Source organism: Gordonia metallireducens (assembly GCF_021245825.1).
Classification (GTDB): domain Bacteria; phylum Actinomycetota; class Actinomycetes; order Mycobacteriales; family Mycobacteriaceae; genus Gordonia; species Gordonia namibiensis.
This window is the reverse complement of sequence record NZ_JAJQJP010000025.1, coordinates 13,972-30,962: the sequence shown is the minus strand read 5'-3', so window position 1 is coordinate 30,962 and position 16,991 is coordinate 13,972. Positions and strand designations below refer to the sequence as shown.

The window sequence follows — 16,991 nt, the reverse complement described above, 5'->3', positions numbered from 1 at the left end:
CTATTTCTGGATCAGTTCGCGCGGGAACGACGTGAAGCACTCGACGCCGGTGGGGCTCACCCGCACCGATTCGGAGAGCTCGAAACCGTAGTTCTCCATCCACATTCCGCAGACGATGTGGAAGGTCATGTTGGTCTCGAGGATGCTCTCGTCCTCGGAGCGGATGCTGATGGTGCGCTCACCCCAGTCCGGCGGATACCCGATGCCGATCGAATACCCCAGGCGCGAGGGCTTTTCGAGGCCGTACTTGGCCAGGGTCCAATTCCAGGTGGAGGCGAGTTCGCGCGTCGCCACCCCCGGCTTGATCGCCTCGAGGACGTTGTTCAGGCCCTCGGCGGTCGCCTTCGCGACATAGTCGAGATCCTTGTGCGGAACACCCAGCGACACCGTCCGCGCCAGCGGGCAGTGGTACCGGTTGTGTGCGCCGGTCAGCTCGATGACCACCGCCTCGTCCTCGACGAAAGTGCCCTGATGCCAGGTGAGATGGGGGGTGTCGGCGGCCGCGCCGGTGGGCATCATCGGCACGATCGCCGGGTAGTCGCCGCCGTAGTCCGGCGTCCCGGTGATCTGTGCCTGCGAGATCGCCGCCGCCGCATCGCATTGCCGCACACCGACATCGATCGTGTCGATCGCCGCGCGCATCGCCTCCGAACACACCATCCCGGCCTGACGCATCAGTTGGACCTCGGCCTCGGACTTCACCGACCGCACCCAGTTCACCAACTCGAAGTTGTCGACCAGCTTCCACTCCGGGATCGCATTGTGCAGTGCGCGATAGGCCTTGGGGGAGAAGAAGTGCGAGTCCATCTCCAGGCCGACCGAGCCGCCGCGTGACGCCGGCGCGATCGCGTGCCGCTGACGGAGTGACCAGGCGACCCAGTCGAAGGGATGCACGTGCGGCCGGTGCACGTAACTCTCCGGGTAGCCGACGATCTGATCGTCGGGCAACCACGTCGTGCGGTGCGCGCCACGGGCATCCATCTCCCGGGCGTAGAAGACCATCTCGCCCTCGATCGGGACGAACAGCATCTGCGGGGTGTAGAACGACCACGCGTTGTACCCGATCAGATAGAAGATGTTGGCCGGGTCGGTGACGATGATCGCCGACAGTCCCTGACGGTCCATGAGTTCACGGACCTTCGTCAGGCGCTGTTCGTACTCGCTGTCGGTGAACAGCTGAGCACCGAGGTACATGGGCTCCTACTCCTTGCTCACACGTCGGTGGTTCGAGGATGGTTTTCTCGGCGATTGACTTGTCGGCGAAGGTCTTCAGCGGCGGATCGGCGTCGCCGTGTATTTCATGTCGAGGAACTCCTCGATGCCCACGCGGCCACCCTCGCGGCCGAGGCCGGACTCCTTGACACCGCCGAACGGTGCGGCCGGATTCGACACGATGCCCGTGTTGGCCCCGACCATACCGGCTTCGAGCTCCGCCGACAGGCGAGCGCAACGGTCGACGTCCTGGCTGAAGAAGTAGGCGACCAGACCCCATGCGGTGTCGTTGGCGAGGGAGATCACCTCGTCGTCGGCCGCCGGATCGAGAGGGTTGTCGGCATCGCCGAACGGGATGATCGCCGCGACCGGACCGAAGATCTCGTTGCGCACCAGGTCGGCGTCGAGTCCGACACCGGTCAACACTGTCGGCGGGTAGAAGAAGCCGGGGCCCTCGGGTACCTCTCCGCCGCAGGCCACAGAGGCGCCCTTGGACACCGCGTCGTCGACGAGCGAGGAGACCTTCGCGACGGCCTTGGGTTCGACGAGCGGTCCGACCTGCGTTCCGTCGGCGGCGCCGTCGCCGACCTTCAGTGCGGCCATCTTCGCCGTGAACTGCTCGGTGAACTCGTCGATCACGCTGCGGTGCACGAAGATCCGATTTGCCGCGGTGCACGCCTGGCCGGTGTTGCGCATCTTGGCCAGCATGAGTCCGTCCACCGCGCGGGAGATGTCGGCGTCGGCGCACACGATGAACGGGGCGTTGCCGCCGAGCTCCATGGAGGTGCGCATGACCGTTCCCGCGGCCTGCCGCAGCAGCGTCTTGCCGACCTCGGTCGAGCCGGTGAAGCTGACCTTGCGGGCGAGCCCGCTGTCCATCCACTCGGTGACCACCGTCGACGGATTGGTGGTGGTGACGACATTCAGCACGCCGGCGGGCAGACCCGCCTCGACGAGGATGTCGGCGAGGAGAAGGGTGGTCAGCGGGGTGAGCTCGGCAGGCTTGAGAACCATCGTGCAGCCGGCCGCGACCGCCGGACCGATCTTGCGGGTTCCCATGGCCAGCGGGAAGTTCCACGGCGTGATCAGGATGCAGGGGCCGACGGGCTGCTTGCTCACCACGATGCGGGTCCCGCCGTCTCCGGTGGTGGTGTGGTCGCCGCCGATGCGCACGGCCTCCTCGGCGAACCACCGGAAGAACTCGGCGCCGTAGGCGACCTCGCCCTTGGCCTCGGCGAGCGGCTTGCCCATCTCGGCCGTCATCACCGAGGCGATCTCGTCGACCCGGCTCATGATGATCTCGTATGCGCGATAGAGGATCTCGCTGCGGCTGCGCGGCGAGGTGGCCGCCCACTCGGCCTGATGCGCGGCCGCGGTCTCGAGTGCGCGTCGGGCGTCGGCCGCATCGGCGTCGGCCACCTGTGCGAGCACCTCGCCGGTCGCGGGATTGAGCACGTCGAACCGGTCGCCGGCGGCGGCCGGAACCCATTCTCCGTCGATGAACAGATCCGTGTGGATGGACGAGATGGCGTCGGGGACCTGGGTGGTGGCGATGGCCGTCATGATCGGACTCTCCTCGGTTCGTCGGGGGTTGATGGGGGTCGGGTCGTGGAGGTGAGAAGTTCGGCGAGGTGGACCCCGCGGATCTCGCGTGCGTCGGCCAGTCCGTCGTCGACCGTGGCGAGGTGTTCGACCGCCATCGCGCAACTGAATCCGTCGGTGACGACGGGTCGATGCGGGTCGTCGCGCAGCGCCGGTGCGAGACCGTTCTCCGCGACGGCCATGCTGACCTCGTAATGGCCCTTCTCGAAGCCGAAGTTACCCGCCACACCGCAGCACCCGTCGGCCGAGTGCACGGTGACGCCGAGCGCTTCGAGAGCGGCGGTGCCGGTGCGTGCGCCGAAGACCGCGTACTCGTGGCAATGGGTCTGGAGGGTCACCTCGTCCGGGAGGGCCGGCGGTTGCCATCCCGCGTCGAGCAGGGTCGGGAGGTGGGCGGCGAAGCTGCGTACCCGGGCGGCCACACGCCGGGCGCTATCGGTGGGGACGAGTTCGGGCAGATCTTTCGCCAGTGCGGCAGCGCAACTCGGCTCGGGCACCACGATGGGTCGGTCGGTACCGTCGTCGAGATTCGCGGCGGTGCGTCGAAGAGTCCTGCGGGCCTTGCCCAACTGCCCGGTGGAGATCCAGGTGAGGGCACAGCAGTTCTCCGCCGAACAACCGACCTGCTCGCCTGTCGCGCCCAGGACCTCCGCGGCGGCGGCGGCCACCTGCGGCCGAAAGGCGCGGGTGAACGAGTCGACGAACAGGATGATCTGCGAGGTCGGGGACACCGGGGCGAGGTCGTCGAGATGGGCCTTGCGGGCGCGCCGGGTCGCGAAGGCCGGCATCGTGCGGCGAGGGTCGAGGCCACCGGCGCGGGCCGCCAGGCCGCTGATCTTCGACGACAGCGCGCGATTGATCAGCGGCGCAGCCGTTCCGGTCGCCGACAGCCAGGCCGGCATCCAGCCCAGGGAGTAGTGCGACAGCGGGCGAAGTCGACGGCGGTAGTGGTGGTCGAGGAACTCCGACTTGTAGGTGGCCATGTCGACACCGGTCGGGCAGTCCGTCGAACATGCCTTGCAGGACAAGCACAATTCGAGGGCGTCGGCGACTTCGGGTGAGCGCCATCCCTCGTCGACCGATGGGGCCGTGCGCACCATGTCCTGGAGGACGCGGGCACGACCCCGCGTCGAATCCTTCTCGTCGCGGGTCGCCCGGTAGCTCGGGCACATGACGCCGCCGGTGTCGGCGCGGCATCGGCCGACTCCGATGCAGCCCTGGACGGCGTGGACGAACGGATCGAGGAGTGGGAGTTCGGGTGTGGCCTCGAAACCGCCCCTGACATCCGCCCCCGAGAGAGCCGTCGCCGACATATCGTCAACAGCGCCGCTGCTGAGGGCGGATTCCAGGGGCGCATTTCGGGAACCGTGGCCGAGGTCGAAAGTGGTCGGCCAGGTCCGCCGGGGGACGTCGGCGAGGGCGAGGTCGGCGGTGATGGGAGGCGGGTCGATGATGCTGCCCGGGTTGAGGTTCCCCGTCGGGTCCCAGATCGACTTGAAGCGGGCGAAGGCGGCCATCATCGCCGGCGAGTACATGACCGGCAGCAGGGCCGAGCGGGCCCGCCCGTCGCCGTGCTCACCTGACAACGAACCACCGTGACGCACAACGAGGTTCGCGGCGTCAGTGCAGAAGTTGTCCATCACGGTGCGTCCCTCGGGGGTGCGCAGGTCGAACGTGATGCGGACATGCATGCAGCCGGCGCCGAAGTGGCCGTACATCACACCGGTGAGACCGTGCTGGTCGAGGAGTTCGGCGAAGTCGTCGAGGTAGTCGGCCAGACGCTCGGGGGCGACCGCCGCATCCTCCCAGCCGGGCCAGGATTCGTAGTTGCCACCGACGCTCTCGTCGTCGGGGTCGGCCAGACGCGAGGACAGTCCGGCGCCGTCCTCGCGGACGCGCCACAGTGCTTTACGACGAGCCGGGTCGTCGACGACGGTGGCGTCGATCATCCGACCCTGGCCGCGCAGATGATCGAGCAGTCGTTTGGCGGTTGCCGGGACGTCGGATTCTCCCTGTGCCTCGGCACTTTCGGAGTCGACGTCGATGAACAGCCAGGCCGAACCCTCGGGAAGGCCCGCGACCGTGTCCCGGCCGCGGCGAGCTGCCATCGTGGCGACGATCTTGCGGTCGATGCCCTCGATGGCCGACGGCGCGAACGGGAGGATCGCCGGTACGTCGCGGGCGGCGTCGGCGGGGGAGTGGTAGCCGACGCAGAGCAGGAGCTGGGAGGTGGCGACCGGGACGAGGCGCACCTTCGCCGACACCACGATCGCGCAGGTTCCTTCGCTCCCGACCAGCGCGCGGGCGACATCGAATCCGTTCTCCGGCAACAGTCGTGCGAGGTGATACCCCGAGACCTGGCGGGGGATGGTCTCCAGTTCGGTGCGCAGGATCGCCATGTTGTCCGACGCGAGCCCTCGTAGCTCGGCGGTGATCTCGGCGGCTCGCGCCACGGCCTCCCGGTCGTGGGGATCGGTGGCGTACAGCCCGTCGCGTGTCGCGGTGAGCAGCATCCCGTCGGCGGTGACGAGGTGGAGTTCGATCACGTGATCGCTGGTGCGTCCGTATCGGACGGAGTGGTTACCGCAGGCGTCGTTGCCGATCGCCCCGCCCAGGGTCGCCCGTGACGCTGACGACGGGTCGGGAGCGAAGGTCAATCGGCCGTCCGTCGCCGCCCGCGCCTGTGCGGCGAGAGTGGTGAGCACGATGCCCGAACCGGCGACGGCGGTGGAGGTCTCGGCATCGACCGAGATCACCTGATCCAGGTGACGGGACAGATCGATGACCACGCCGTCACCGATGGCGTTACCTGCCATCGAGGTACCGCCGCCGCGCACGATCACGGGGACGCCTCGGTCGTGGCATCTCGCGACGATCGTGGCGACCTCGCGCCCGGACCGCGGAAACGTCACGGCCCGGGGCGGGATGCGGTAATTCGAGGCGTCGTATGAGTATTCGGCCAGACGTCGTGGTGAGGCGTCGGCATCGACGCCGAGATCGGCGAGTTCGTCTGCGATGTCCACCGGCCTAACCTAGTGCGGCATGCAGCGCCGCGCCGAACCGCGCGACACCGAGATCGATCTCGTCGGCCGTCACGACCAGCGCGGGGATGAGGCGGACGACGTTGGCCGACGGCCCGCAGGTGAGCGTCAACAGCCCCTGCGCAGTGGTGGCCTGCTGCACCGCGACAGCGGCAGGAGCGTCGGGCACCCTGTTGCCGGCGGCATCGGTGGAGACGAATTCGATGCCGGCCATCAGGCCGAGGCCCCGGACGTCGCCGATGCCCGGGAACGGCGCGCACACCTCCCGCAGGCCGGCGAGCAGCTGCTCGCCGCGCACGCGGGCGTTCTCCACGAGTCCCTCGGCCTCGATGACCTCGAGGGTCGCGATCGCGGCCGCCGCGGCCACCGCGTTGCCACCGTAGGTTCCGCCCTGCGAGCCAGGCCATGCCTTGCTCATCAGCTCGGTGGACGCCGCGATTGCCGAGATCGGGAAACCCGACGCCAGGCCCTTGGCCGTGATGATGATGTCCGGGGTCAGGCCCTCGGCGTGCTGGTGGCCCCAGAACTTGCCGGTGCGACCGAATCCGGCCTGCACCTCGTCGATGATGAGCAGGATGCCGTGACGGTCGGCGCGCTCGCGGAGTCCCTGGAGGAAGCGGGGCGGCGTCGGCAGGTAGCCGCCGTCGCCGAGGACCGGTTCGATGAGGAATGCGGCGGTGTCGTTGGGTGCGACGCGGGACTGCAGGAGGTAGTCGAGCTCGCGCAGCGCGAAGTCTACGGCGGTGTCGGTGTCCCAGCCGTAGCGGAAGGCGTAGGGGAACGGCGCCATGTGCACGCCACTCATCAGTGGGGAGAAGCCGGCCGAGAAGCGGGTGCCCGCAGTGGTGAGGCTCGCGGCCGCAACGGTGCGGCCGTGGAAACCGCCCTGGAAGACGATGATGTTCGGCTTCGCGGTGGCCATCCGGGCGAGCCGGATCGCGGCCTCGACGGCCTCCGAACCCGAGTTGGCGTAGAACACGGAGTCCAGACCGGCGGGCAGAACCCCGCCGAGGCGCTCGGTCAGCTCCAGCAGCGGCGGATGCATGACGGTCGTGTACTGGGCGTGGATCACCTTCGCGCACTGGGCCTGCGCGGCCTCGACGACATGCGGGTGACAGTGGCCGGTGCTGGTGACACCGATGCCGGTGGTGAAGTCGAGGTAGTCGCGGCCGTCGGTGCCGTGGATCCACGATCCCAGCGCATGGTCGACGACGACGGGGGTCGCCTGCTTGAGCGCAGGGCTGAGGGAGGCCGTCTGGTGGGTGCGGGTGGGGTAGTCAACGCCTGCAGTCATGGGTACACCGTGACGGCAGATCGTCCGATTGTCAACAATGTGACAGTTGGGGGCAGTCAGGTCTCGGAGAGACAGCGTCGATCCCGACCGCCGAACCTCAACCCGACCGGCAGACGTCGGTCGAGGTCTGCCGGTCGGGTTGACGTCGACCGGTAGTTGGGCAACGAACGGATGGGGCGCATCGCCTACTCGACGAGCGGAGGGGGTGTCGCTGCTACTCGACGCGCGGAGGGGTGTCGGGGTTACGGTGGCCGCATGAGCACCCGACGTCCGGTCCTCGCGCTCCTCGGTGCCCCAGGTGTCGCGCCGCCATCGAACCTCGATCAGCTCGCCGAGCTCGCCGAGATACGTCATTGCGTCGCAGACGATCTCGCAGAGGCGCTCCCGGGTGCGGACGTGTTGGTGCTGTGGGACTTCTTCTCTCGAGCGCTCGCCGACAACTGGGGTGAGACGACCGCGTCGCTGAGGTGGGTGCACGTCTGCGCGGCTGGTGTCGACTCCCTGCTGTTCGACGAACTGAAGGCGTCCGACGTGGTGGTGACCAACGCGCACGGCGTCTTCGACCGACCCATCTCCGAGTTCGTTCTCGCCTCGATCCTCGCCCGCGACAAGCGATTACACGAGTCGATGGCACTACAGCACGATCACGTCTGGAAGCACCGGGAGACCGTCGGCACGTCGCGGAGTTCGGCCCTCGTCATCGGGACCGGCGGGATCGGCCGCGCGACCGCGCAGCTGCTCCGTGCCGTGGGGATGCACGTCGTCGGCGGCGGACGGACCGCGCGGGAGTCCGACCCCGACTTCGGTCGGGTCATCGCCACCGCCGATCTCGCCGACCATGTCGGCGACTTCGACAACGTCGTCACCATCGCCCCCCTGACCCCGCAGACGGCCGGGATGATCGACGCAGACGTGCTCGCGGCCATGAAGCCGGGCGCGCACCTGCTCAATGTGGGCCGCGGCGAGCTGGTCGACGAGCCTGCGCTGATCGACGCGCTGCGGTCCGGGCACCTCGGCGCGGCCTCACTCGATGTGTTCGCCACCGAACCGCTGCCCGCCGACAGTGAGCTGTGGGATCTGCCGGGTGTCGCGATCTCTGCCCATATGAGCGGCGACGCGCTCGGTTGGCGTGAGGCGCTGTCGGAACAGGTCCTCGAGAACCTGCGCCGATACGTCGGGCTGGACGACGCCGCCGACGGTGGCGTCCTCGCCGAGACGCTGGTCAACGTCGTCGACAAAGAACGCGGCTACATATCGGCCACACGACGATAGGGCGGATGACGTCGTCGCAGCCCGGCCGATAGTAGGCTGTAGCGCGATGACCACCGTCTATTTCCTGATCGCCGCCGTGGCACTCGCGGGTGCCGGCGTCCTGTTGTGGCTCGACCGGCAGCGGTCGAGCGTCGCGCGGCACCAGCGTGCGATCTGGGGGGATGAGCACGAGTTCAAGTTCCGCGAGACGGACACCAAGCTGCGCAAGGTGTTTCGCCGGGCAACGATGAACGTTCCCGATCACGTCGAGGTCCGCGACGTCGCCTACGGCCGCTACGGCGGCGTGGAGACCGTCGTCTTCGATCTCGCCGAGACCGCGACCGTGATCGCCGTCCGCCGATCCTCGCCCTCACCCGTCGTCGTCGACCTGCGTCACGAGGACGTGCTGGCACCCGCCGAGGAGGACGTCGAACTCCTCGGTGCGATGGGGCCGCGCGTCATGTTCTCCAACAACCTCGACGTCGCCCGTCGCGTGTGCGACCGGCGGATGGTCGCGCTCGCCAACAAGGCCCCGGCCTTCGTCGAGGTGCTGTGGAACGAGGGCAACTGGGCGCTCGGATCACTGCCGCTGACCAACGATCCCGCGACGCTCAACACCGGCCTCGAGGTGGTCCGCCGTTTCGCCGACTTGCTGCGGGTGCTCCCGCCGATGCGCGAACCCGAGGACTCACCCGATCCCCGCGACCCGCACGGACCCACGCGTGCCGAACTCGCCGACGAGAAGACCGAGTCGATGCGCGACAAGCGTCGTCGGCAGGCCGCGGCGGCTCCCGCAACCGAGGCGTCCCCGGCCGCCAAGCCGGCCGCCCCGGTTCGCAAGCCACCGCCGGCGACCGGTACCTCCCCGACGACCGGCCGGGGCATGGCCCCGATGCCGGTCCGCGGGTCCGCGACGCGCAAGTCCGAGGACGTGCCCCGCCGCGCCGAGGACACCGGCGAGCGGCCCAATCGCCACCGCAGCTGACCCGACAGGGCTCATCCGACGCCCGTCGCGGACACCGTAGGGTAATCGTCATCCAAAGCACACCGGCCGACAGCCGGAGAGTTCGAGAGTGAGTGGTCGCATGTCCTCGTCAAGCCCGGTTTCCGACGGCACGCCGCCCCAGGTCGACACGGCGGCGCGGGCGCGACTCGCCGAACTGGTCCGTGAACTCGCCGTCGTGCACGGCAAGGTGACGCTGTCCTCCGGCAAGGAAGCCGACTACTACGTCGACCTCCGGCGCGCGACGCTGCATCACGAGGCGTCGCGGCTCATCGGCCGGCTGATGCGCGAACTCACCGCCGACTGGGACTACGTCGCCGTGGGCGGTTTGACGCTGGGCGCCGACCCGGTCGCGACGTCGATCATGCATGCCGACGGCCGCGACATCGACGCCTTCGTGGTGCGCAAGGCCGCGAAGACCCACGGCATGCAGCGGCGTATCGAAGGACCGGACATCGTCGGGCGCAACGTGCTCGTCGTCGAGGACACCAGCACGACGGGCGCCTCCCCGTCGACCGCGGTGGAGGCCGTGCGCGAGATCGGCGGCAACGTCGTGGGTGTCGCCACCGTCGTCGACCGTGCGACCGGAGCGGACGCGGTCATCACCGGGTTGGGAGTGCCCTACCGCTCGCTGCTCGGCCTGAGCGATCTCGGCCTTGCCTGACGCATCCGATCCGGACGCCGGGGTCGCCGGCCCCACCGAGTGGGTGACCGGACCCCCGGTCGGCGTCGGACCCTGGTCGGTCGAACATCCCGGTGAGCCGATCCCGGACGACGATCATCTCGATCCCGAACTGCTCGCGGACGGCGACACCCGCAACGTCGTCGACGCATACCGGTACTGGAAGCGTGAGGCGATCGTCGCCGACATCGACACACGCCGGCACCCGCTGCACGTCGCCATCGAGAACTTCGCGCACGACGCCAACATCGGCACCGTCGTGCGCACCGCGAACGCGTTCGCCGTCGCGGCGGTCCACATCGTCGGACGACGCCGCTGGAACCGTCGTGGGGCGATGGTCACCGACCGGTACCAGCATCTGATGCACCATGACACGGTAGGAGACCTGCTCGACTGGGCGCGCGAGGAGGGTCTGTCCGTCGTCGCGGTGGACAACACCCCGGGTTCCCGACCCCTGGAGACCGTGGAACTACCGCGCGAATGCGTGCTGCTGTTCGGTCAGGAAGGTCCCGGCGTGAGTGACGACGCGCAGCGACAGGCCGACATGACGGTGTCGATCGCGCAGTTCGGGTCGACCCGCAGCATCAACGCCGGCGTCGCTGCCGGGATCGCGATGCACGCATGGGTCCGGCAGCACGCCGATCTGGATCAGGCCTGGTAGGCGACTACTCGGCCGGAGGAGTGACGGCCGGATCCGTCGAAGGTGCCAGCGGCTCCTCCTCGACGACACCCTTACGGGCCCGCAGAATGCGCTTCGCGATCTCCGAGATGATCGGGAGCACCGACACGAAGACGATCAGCAGGAAGATGTAGTCGACGTTGTCGCGGATGAACTCGATCTGGCCGAGGAAGTAACCGAGCAGGGTCACGCCCGCGCCCCACGCGACCGCGCCGATGATGTTGTAGGTCAGGAAAACGGGGTACCGCATGCGGGCGGCGCCGGCGACCAGCGGTGCATAGGTGCGGACGATCGGGACGAAGCGGGCCAGGATGATCGTGACCGGGCCGTGCTTCTCGAAGAACTCGTGAGCCTCGTTGATGTAGGACTCCTTGAGCACCCGCGCGTTCGGTTTGAACAGGGTGTACCCGAGCTTCTTACCGATCCAGTACCCAACCTGATCGCCCAGGAACGCGGCGAGCGGGATGGTGACCAGAAGCACCCACAGCGGGGCGAAGGGCTCGATCTCGGCCGACTTCGCAGCCACGATGAGGCCCGCGGTGAAGAGCAGGGAGTCGCCCGGCAACAGTGGGAACAGCAAACCGGACTCGATGAACACCACCAAGAGCAGACCCGCCAGCATCCAGGTGCCGAACGAGTTGAGCAGGTTGACCGGGTCCAGGAATCCCGGCAGAAGCGCCAGGTTGGTGGTCGTGGTGGCAAGTGCTGAGTCGATCACGGGATCCCAGAGTACCCACGTTTGCGACCTGGGCAGAATCCCGCGAGATCGGCGACGGCGAATCGCGCCGGGATCGGGACCAGGGCGTGCGGACGACTCGGCGACACGAGACGACTCCACGGGATGGTCCCGACCGCCCATCCCGAACCAGCGCTGCAGGCGGTGGCGCCGTGGGCGATCGCGCTCGACGGACAGCCGGTCATCGTGTGTCCCTACGGGCAGGTCGGGCCGGTGCCCTGGCGGTGGGTCCGCGACGAGTTCCGGGCACTCGACGACCGCCGCCTGCTCGGGCTGACCTTCGTCGGCGGCCGATGGTCTGCGCCGCTGGCCGCGCCATTGCTGCTCACCCGCGCCTGAGCCGCGGACGGCGCAGGTCCGGGGCCCAATGGTGGGCGCACCCGCCGGTGTGGCACCTGCCATACTGAGGGAAGTCCGGCCGCGGGAAGTCCGGCTGCTCGCCACGGCCCACCAACCGTGGGCGAGAGAACCCGAACACCAGAGCACATCAACACCCTGGAGGATTCGTCGATGCCCATTGCAACCCCGGAGCAGTACGCCGAGATGTTCGACAAGGCGAAGAAGGGTGGTTACGCATTCCCCGCGATCAACTGCACCTCGTCGTCGACCATCAACGCCGCGATCAAGGGCTTCGCCGACGCCGGCAGTGACGGCATCATCCAGTTCTCGACCGGTGGTGCCGAGTTCGGTTCGGGCCAGGGCGTCAAGGACATGGTGACCGGTGCCGTGGCGCTCGCCGAGTTCGCACACGTCGTCGCCGCCAAGTACGACGTCCTCATCGGCCTGCACACCGACCACTGCCCCAAGGACAAGCTGGACACCTACGTGCGTCCGCTGCTGCAGATCTCGCAGGAGCGCGTCGACGCCGGCCAGAACCCGCTGTTCCAGTCGCACATGTGGGACGGCAGTGCCGTGCCGCTCGACGAGAACCTGGAGATCGCCAAGGAGCTCCTCGCCAAGGCGGGCGCGGCCAACATCATCCTGGAGATCGAGATCGGCGTGGTCGGCGGTGAGGAGGACGGCGTCGAGAACGAGATCAACGACAAGCTGTTCACCACCCCCGAGGACTTCGAGAAGACCATCGAGGCACTGGGCGCCAGCGACTCGGGCAACCGTTACCTGCTCGCCGCCACCTTCGGCAACGTCCACGGCGTCTACAAGCCGGGCAACGTCAAGCTGCGTCCCGACGTGCTGAACACCGGCCAGGAGGTCGCCGCCAAGAAGCTGGGTCTGGCCGACGGTGCCAAGCCTTTCGACTTCGTCTTCCACGGCGGCTCGGGCTCGCTGAAGAGCGAGATCGACGAGGCGCTGAGCTACGGCGTGGTGAAGATGAACGTCGACACCGACACCCAGTACGCCTACACCCGCCCGGTTGCCGGCCACATGTTCAGCAACTACGACGGCGTCCTCAAGGTCGACGGCGACGTGGGCAACAAGAAGGTCTACGACCCGCGCAGCTGGTCGAAGAAGGCCGAGGCCAGCATGAGCGAGCGCGTCGTCGAGGCGTGCAACGACCTCAAGTCGAACGGCAAGTCGCTGACCGCCTGACCGTCTGACACGATTCTGCCCGCACTCCGAAAAGGGTGCGGGCAGAACTGTTTTCGGGCATGTCCGGTTTCGCCTCGGGTCAGCGGCGGTGCTTGCCGGTGTGGGACATCTTGGTCGCCGGGCGCTCACCCCGCGTCAGCGGCGGGATGTGTTCGATGGCACCCGCGGCGCTCGCGACGATACGACTGGTCGAGCGAGCTGCCGACGACCAGGGTCGGTCAGTGCGCGCAGTCGCGTCGAGCAGATCGCGGAAACGATCCAGCGCGGTGAGCGGTGCCGCAGCGATCGCGTTCCCCGGAGGGCGTCGGGCCACCACCGGGTGCGGCCGCGTGGGAGCGGTGGACCGGACGATCTGCCACCACGTGCCCAGGCGCACGAGTTCGTCCCGGTCGGTCGCCTCCTGCAAGCGGGGGAGCAGGACGTCCTCCTCGTCGCGGACGTCCTCCCGTAGGAGGCGGACGATCTCGGCGAACAGTCGGTGGTGCTCATCGGAGTCGACGTCGAGGGTCTCCAGCGAGGTGAAGAGCTCGTTGATCGCCTGGTGCTCCTTCTCGATCTCGAGCGTGAGCTGTTCCCCGTCGGCGAGGCGGCGGCGGATCGCCGGCCACAGCACGGCCTCCTCGGCGAAGGCGTGGGGGAAGACGAGTCGGCACATTTCGTTGAGTACCGCTTCGCGGTCGTGCCCGGAGGCGCTCTCGGCGGCCTTGATGAGGCGGTCCAGCTCGACGTGGTCCCGCTTCTGGCGGCTCAGGACCGAGCGGCGTCCACCCAGTTGGTCTTCGGTCTGGTCGGCCAGTGATCGGGGCATGGCGTTCCTCCCGGGAATTCGGCGGGTGTCACGCAGCGGGCTCGACGTGGCTCGGTCCGGCGCTTACCCGACATCCGGGAGGTGAAACGCCGGGGAGGCGAAACGGAGGTGGCCCGAATCAGGAGGTCAGCAACCCGACCATCACCGCCAGCGCCAGCGCGATCATCACGAGCGCGGAGACGAGGACCGCGGGATCGGTGCGTGAACCCGAACGTGCACCCGTGCTCCGAGGGTGTGTGGGCCGGATGCGCCGCGACGGGCCGCTCGACACCGGCGGCGGTGTGGTCGGCGGTGTCGGCCGACGGGGGGTGAAGTACGCGGGCACATCCGATGGGTGCTCCTGGTACTCCGGCGGGGCGTCGTACCCGACCGGGTCCGGGACATGATGCGGCGGCGGGGGTGTGGTCGACGGGGGACCCCACCCCTGACCGCCGGTCACGTGGGGTTGCACACCTTCCAGTCATCGCCTTCGCGCTGCAGGTTCAGTGTCACCGTCTCGGGGGTCTCCGGCGAGCTCGTGTGCACTGCGACGACCTCGACGACCGCCAGATCGCCGCCCTCGACGACCCGGACGGCGTTGATCGCCTGGGTCTGGACGAGCTCGTTGCGGGCCTTCTGCGCGTCGTAGGTCTTCTGGTAGGCGTCAGCGTCGAAGTCCTCGTAGAAGGCATGCAGCTCGCCACACGTGACCGACCGCAGGGTCTCGAGATCGCCCTCGTACAGCGCGGTCGTGTAGTCGAGCGCCACCTCGGCGGCCTCGTCGGCCGGCGGGGTCGCCGTCATGTTCTGGTAGGCGAAGATGCCGCCGATGGCCGCCACGATCACCACGAGGAGCGCGACGACGGCGATCAGCGGACCCTTGCCGCGCTTCTTGGTGGTCTTCGACGGCTTGCTGCCGGGGATGACCTGCGGCTGCTGGGTCGTGGTCGTCCACTCACCGGTCGACGGAGCGGTCACCGCCGGCTCGGGGACGGTGTCGGTGCGCTCGTCCGGCGTCGCGGCTCCGGCCGCGGCCGCACCTGCAGCCGCGGCCGGGATGACCTTCGTGGCGGCATCGGAGTCGTCGGCGGGCTCGTCCGTCGGCGCAGCCGTCGCGTGATCGTCCTCGACCTTCGCCAGCGACATCGCCTCGGTGGGTGCCTCGGTCGGCGCCTCGTCGTCGGCCGGGGTGCCGACTTCTTCCTCGGCTTCGGCGACCTCGGGCTCTGCGTCCGCGACCTCGGGTTCGGTCGGCTCGAGCTGCGCTTCGGCTTCCTCGACCTCGTCAACGGCCTCGACGGGCTCCTCGGTCTCGGCTGCGGTCTCGTCGGAGTCCTCGGCGTCGCCTGTCGCCGGGCCTGATCCGGCCTCGGCGTCGACGACGGAATCCGCGGACTCGGCTTCGGCGTCGGTCTGGTCGGCGGCGTCCTCGCCGGGGTTCTCCTCGTCGGTGCCACCGGCCACGGCCACACCGGCGGCCGCCGCACCCACCGCGCCGGCCGCGACCGCAGTTGCGCCGGCCCCCGACTCGTCGGTGTCGTCGGGCTCCTCGGCTTCGGCGGTCTCGTCGGCGGCTTCCGCGGTCGACTCGGCGCTGTCCGTCTCGACCGCGCCCGTCTCGTCCGCGCCCGTCTCGTCCGCGCCCGTCTCGACCGTGCCCGTCTCGTCTGCGTCCGCGTGCTCGGCGGCGCCCCCGTGCTCCGCAGGTTCGTCGGCCGCAACCTCGGCGGCATCCTCCGCCTCTGCCTCTGCCTCTGCCTCGGCTTCCGGCTCGGGCGCCGCGGAGGTCGCGTCGATGTCGTCGAGATCCTCGAGCTCGCTCGGGTCGGGGAGATCCTCCCGGCGGATCACGGTGGTCTTCGAGTCGCTCGGCCCCAGCCGGGCGGGCTTGCTCACCGGCTCGGCCGGCGTCTCCTCGGCGTCGGCCGGTTCGGTATCGGGAGTGGCTTCGTCATCGGTGCCGAGCGGGTCGATCGAGTCCAGATCCTCGAGATCCTCCGGCGACGGCAGGTTGTCGCGGCTGATGATCTGGGTCGCACCGTCGATCCCGCGCCCACCCTTGGGCTTCGGTGCCTTGGCCGGCGCCTCCTTCGCAGAGGTCTGCGCGTCGGAGGCGTCTTTGCCGGTGTCCGCCGCGTCGTCGGTCCGGTTCTCGGCGGTGTCGTTCTGGGTGGGATCGTCCACGGCTGGCTCGTGGCCCTCTCTGCTGGTGCTCTGGTTCCCGGCGTCGTCGCCGGTCGGAACAGTATCCGGGGTGGTGTTCGCGATGTCCGGGCGAGATCCGGAATCCTGGCCGGTCTCCGTTGCGGGTTCGGGTGGCGGCGACGGGGTGGTGTCCGGTGTGTCGCCGGGACCTGCGTCGGGTCGGCCGGAGTGATCTCGACGTGCATCCGCGCCACCGGGGGCGGACGCAGCGGGCCCGGCGTCGGCGCCCGTTCGACCGCTCCGTCGTGAACGACGTTCGTCCCGGGCCTGACGCAGCGTCGAAAGTGCCTTGGTGACAGCGGCTCTCGGCTTGTCGGATCGAGCCATCGACTGATCACCCCGCATTCTGCCCATCGCATGGTTTCGGTCCGGCCACCGAGTAGCCCGGTGACAGGACCGATTGCGCCATTCACCCTAGCGAATCGTCGGCCGGTCCAGCACTACGGCGTTCGGTCGATGCGGTCACCCGAGCGGCCTCGATGCTTGAATGGGTACATGACGTCTTTCGGAGATCTCCTCGGCCCGCAACCGGTTCTGCTCACCGGCGACGACGACGCCGAGTCGGACCTGCTCAACGGGGCAGTCCCGGCCGAGGTCGCGGCCGCCCATCCCACCGCCTCCATCGCCTGGGCGTATCTCGCCGAGGCGGCGCTCGAGACCTCGACCGCAGCCGGCGAGGCCGGCGACACCGGTGCGGTCATCGCCGCCTACGCCTACGCGCGGACCGGTTACCACCGCGGGCTCGACCAGCTGCGTCGGCACGGTTGGAAGGGCTTCGGTCCCGTCCCGTGGAGCCATGAACCCAACCGCGGATTCCTGCGATGCGTCGGTGCTCTCGCCCGGGCCGCCGAACTGATCGGGGAAGAGGACGAGCACCTGCGTTGCCTCGACCTCCTCAACGACAGCGACCCCAGGGCGGCCGCCGAGCTCGGCCTGGTCTGACCGACCCGC

At 68.9% G+C, this 16,991-nt stretch carries 15 protein-coding genes; 7 read left to right on the top strand and 8 right to left on the bottom strand.

What is annotated here, in order from left to right:
- The 4 genes from LQD00_RS08520 to LQD00_RS08505 all read right to left on the bottom strand — a co-directional run bounded on the left by LQD00_RS08520 (nucleotide 1) and on the right by LQD00_RS08505 (nucleotide 7,149).
- Complete coding sequence (locus LQD00_RS08520) at nucleotides 1–1,194, bottom strand: M24 family metallopeptidase (protein WP_232716727.1); 1,194 nt, start codon at nucleotides 1,192–1,194, stop codon at nucleotides 1–3.
- Between the two features lie 75 nt (nucleotides 1,195–1,269).
- Nucleotides 1,270–2,775: an NAD-dependent succinate-semialdehyde dehydrogenase gene (locus LQD00_RS08515; protein ID WP_232716726.1), complete on the bottom strand. Its 1,506-nt coding sequence runs from the start codon at nucleotides 2,773–2,775 to the stop codon at nucleotides 1,270–1,272.
- Nucleotides 2,772–5,837: an FAD-binding and (Fe-S)-binding domain-containing protein gene (locus LQD00_RS08510; RefSeq protein WP_232716725.1), complete on the bottom strand. Its 3,066-nt coding sequence runs from the start codon at nucleotides 5,835–5,837 to the stop codon at nucleotides 2,772–2,774. Before LQD00_RS08510 ends, LQD00_RS08515 begins: the two co-directional genes overlap by 4 nt.
- Nucleotides 5,838–5,841: 4 nt before the next feature.
- Complete coding sequence (locus tag LQD00_RS08505; protein ID WP_232716724.1) at nucleotides 5,842–7,149, bottom strand: aspartate aminotransferase family protein; 1,308 nt, start codon at nucleotides 7,147–7,149, stop codon at nucleotides 5,842–5,844.
- 255 nt (nucleotides 7,150–7,404) lie between these two features.
- Here LQD00_RS08505 and LQD00_RS08500 point away from each other — a divergent pair, with 255 nt between their 5' ends.
- From LQD00_RS08500 to LQD00_RS08485, 4 genes are all read left to right on the top strand, one after another.
- Entirely contained in the window at nucleotides 7,405–8,421 is a 1,017-nt protein-coding gene (locus tag LQD00_RS08500; RefSeq protein WP_232716723.1) for a D-2-hydroxyacid dehydrogenase, read from the top strand.
- A 46-nt stretch (nucleotides 8,422–8,467) separates the two neighbouring features.
- Nucleotides 8,468–9,385 carry a type III secretion system chaperone family protein gene (locus LQD00_RS08495; protein ID WP_232716722.1) on the top strand — a complete coding sequence of 306 codons (918 nt, stop codon included), beginning with the start codon at nucleotides 8,468–8,470 and terminating at the stop codon, nucleotides 9,383–9,385.
- A 100-nt stretch (nucleotides 9,386–9,485) separates the two neighbouring features.
- A complete protein-coding gene (pyrE, locus tag LQD00_RS08490) occupies nucleotides 9,486–10,067 on the top strand; it encodes an orotate phosphoribosyltransferase (protein WP_232716721.1) in 582 nt (193 codons plus the stop codon).
- Nucleotides 10,060–10,746: a TrmH family RNA methyltransferase gene (locus tag LQD00_RS08485; protein ID WP_232716720.1), complete on the top strand. Its 687-nt coding sequence runs from the start codon at nucleotides 10,060–10,062 to the stop codon at nucleotides 10,744–10,746. The genes pyrE and LQD00_RS08485 overlap by 8 nt, the downstream gene beginning before the upstream one ends.
- 4 nt (nucleotides 10,747–10,750) lie before the next feature.
- Here LQD00_RS08485 and LQD00_RS08480 read toward each other — a convergent pair whose 3' ends face one another.
- Nucleotides 10,751–11,482: a VTT domain-containing protein gene (locus tag LQD00_RS08480; RefSeq protein ID WP_232716719.1), complete on the bottom strand. Its 732-nt coding sequence runs from the start codon at nucleotides 11,480–11,482 to the stop codon at nucleotides 10,751–10,753.
- A gap of 123 nt (nucleotides 11,483–11,605) precedes the next feature.
- On the opposite strand from LQD00_RS08480, the gene LQD00_RS08475 reads away from it, so the two are divergent.
- The gene (locus tag LQD00_RS08475; protein ID WP_232716718.1) at nucleotides 11,606–11,839 is read left to right on the top strand and encodes a hypothetical protein; all 234 of its coding nucleotides are present in this window, start codon (nucleotides 11,606–11,608) and stop codon (nucleotides 11,837–11,839) included.
- Between the two features lie 171 nt (nucleotides 11,840–12,010).
- Nucleotides 12,011–13,048 carry a class II fructose-bisphosphate aldolase gene (gene fbaA, locus LQD00_RS08470; RefSeq protein ID WP_006867944.1) on the top strand — a complete coding sequence of 346 codons (1,038 nt, stop codon included), beginning with the start codon at nucleotides 12,011–12,013 and terminating at the stop codon, nucleotides 13,046–13,048.
- A gap of 79 nt (nucleotides 13,049–13,127) precedes the next feature.
- Here the strand turns inward: fbaA and LQD00_RS08465 are convergent, their stop codons facing one another.
- The 3 genes from LQD00_RS08465 to LQD00_RS08455 form a co-directional block, all read right to left on the bottom strand.
- Nucleotides 13,128–13,856, bottom strand: coding sequence for a hemerythrin domain-containing protein (locus LQD00_RS08465; RefSeq protein WP_232716717.1), 729 nt, complete (start codon nucleotides 13,854–13,856; stop codon nucleotides 13,128–13,130).
- Nucleotides 13,857–13,974: 118 nt separating this feature from the next.
- Entirely contained in the window at nucleotides 13,975–14,295 is a 321-nt protein-coding gene (locus LQD00_RS08460) for a hypothetical protein (RefSeq protein WP_232716716.1), read from the bottom strand.
- Nucleotides 14,292–16,367, bottom strand: coding sequence for an Rv0361 family membrane protein (locus LQD00_RS08455; protein WP_232716715.1), 2,076 nt, complete (start codon nucleotides 16,365–16,367; stop codon nucleotides 14,292–14,294). Before LQD00_RS08455 ends, LQD00_RS08460 begins: the two co-directional genes overlap by 4 nt.
- A gap of 168 nt (nucleotides 16,368–16,535) precedes the next feature.
- On the opposite strand from LQD00_RS08455, the gene LQD00_RS08450 reads away from it, so the two are divergent.
- Nucleotides 16,536–16,982, top strand: a complete 447-nt coding sequence (locus LQD00_RS08450; RefSeq protein ID WP_005197899.1) for a DUF3151 domain-containing protein — start codon at nucleotides 16,536–16,538, stop codon at nucleotides 16,980–16,982.
- The last annotated feature ends 9 nt before the right edge of the window (nucleotides 16,983–16,991 follow it).

Bases quoted from the DNA above. Each gene is read 5' to 3' on its own strand.
- LQD00_RS08520 (WP_232716727.1), bottom strand. From the start codon at position 1,194: ATGTACCTCGGTGCTCAGCTGTTCACCGACAGCGAGTACGAACAGCGC.
- LQD00_RS08515 (WP_232716726.1), bottom strand. From the start codon at position 2,775: ATGACGGCCATCGCCACCACCCAGGTCCCCGACGCCATCTCGTCCATC.
- LQD00_RS08505 (WP_232716724.1), bottom strand. From the start codon at position 7,149: ATGACTGCAGGCGTTGACTACCCCACCCGCACCCACCAGACGGCCTCC.
- LQD00_RS08500 (WP_232716723.1), top strand. From the start codon at position 7,405: ATGAGCACCCGACGTCCGGTCCTCGCGCTCCTCGGTGCCCCAGGTGTC.
- LQD00_RS08495 (WP_232716722.1), top strand. From the start codon at position 8,468: ATGACCACCGTCTATTTCCTGATCGCCGCCGTGGCACTCGCGGGTGCC.
- pyrE (WP_232716721.1), top strand. From the start codon at position 9,486: ATGTCCTCGTCAAGCCCGGTTTCCGACGGCACGCCGCCCCAGGTCGAC.
- LQD00_RS08475 (WP_232716718.1), top strand. From the start codon at position 11,606: ATGGTCCCGACCGCCCATCCCGAACCAGCGCTGCAGGCGGTGGCGCCG.
- fbaA (WP_006867944.1), top strand. From the start codon at position 12,011: ATGCCCATTGCAACCCCGGAGCAGTACGCCGAGATGTTCGACAAGGCG.
- LQD00_RS08465 (WP_232716717.1), bottom strand. From the start codon at position 13,856: ATGCCCCGATCACTGGCCGACCAGACCGAAGACCAACTGGGTGGACGC.
- LQD00_RS08455 (WP_232716715.1), bottom strand. From the start codon at position 16,367: ATGGCTCGATCCGACAAGCCGAGAGCCGCTGTCACCAAGGCACTTTCG.
- LQD00_RS08450 (WP_005197899.1), top strand. From the start codon at position 16,536: ATGACGTCTTTCGGAGATCTCCTCGGCCCGCAACCGGTTCTGCTCACC.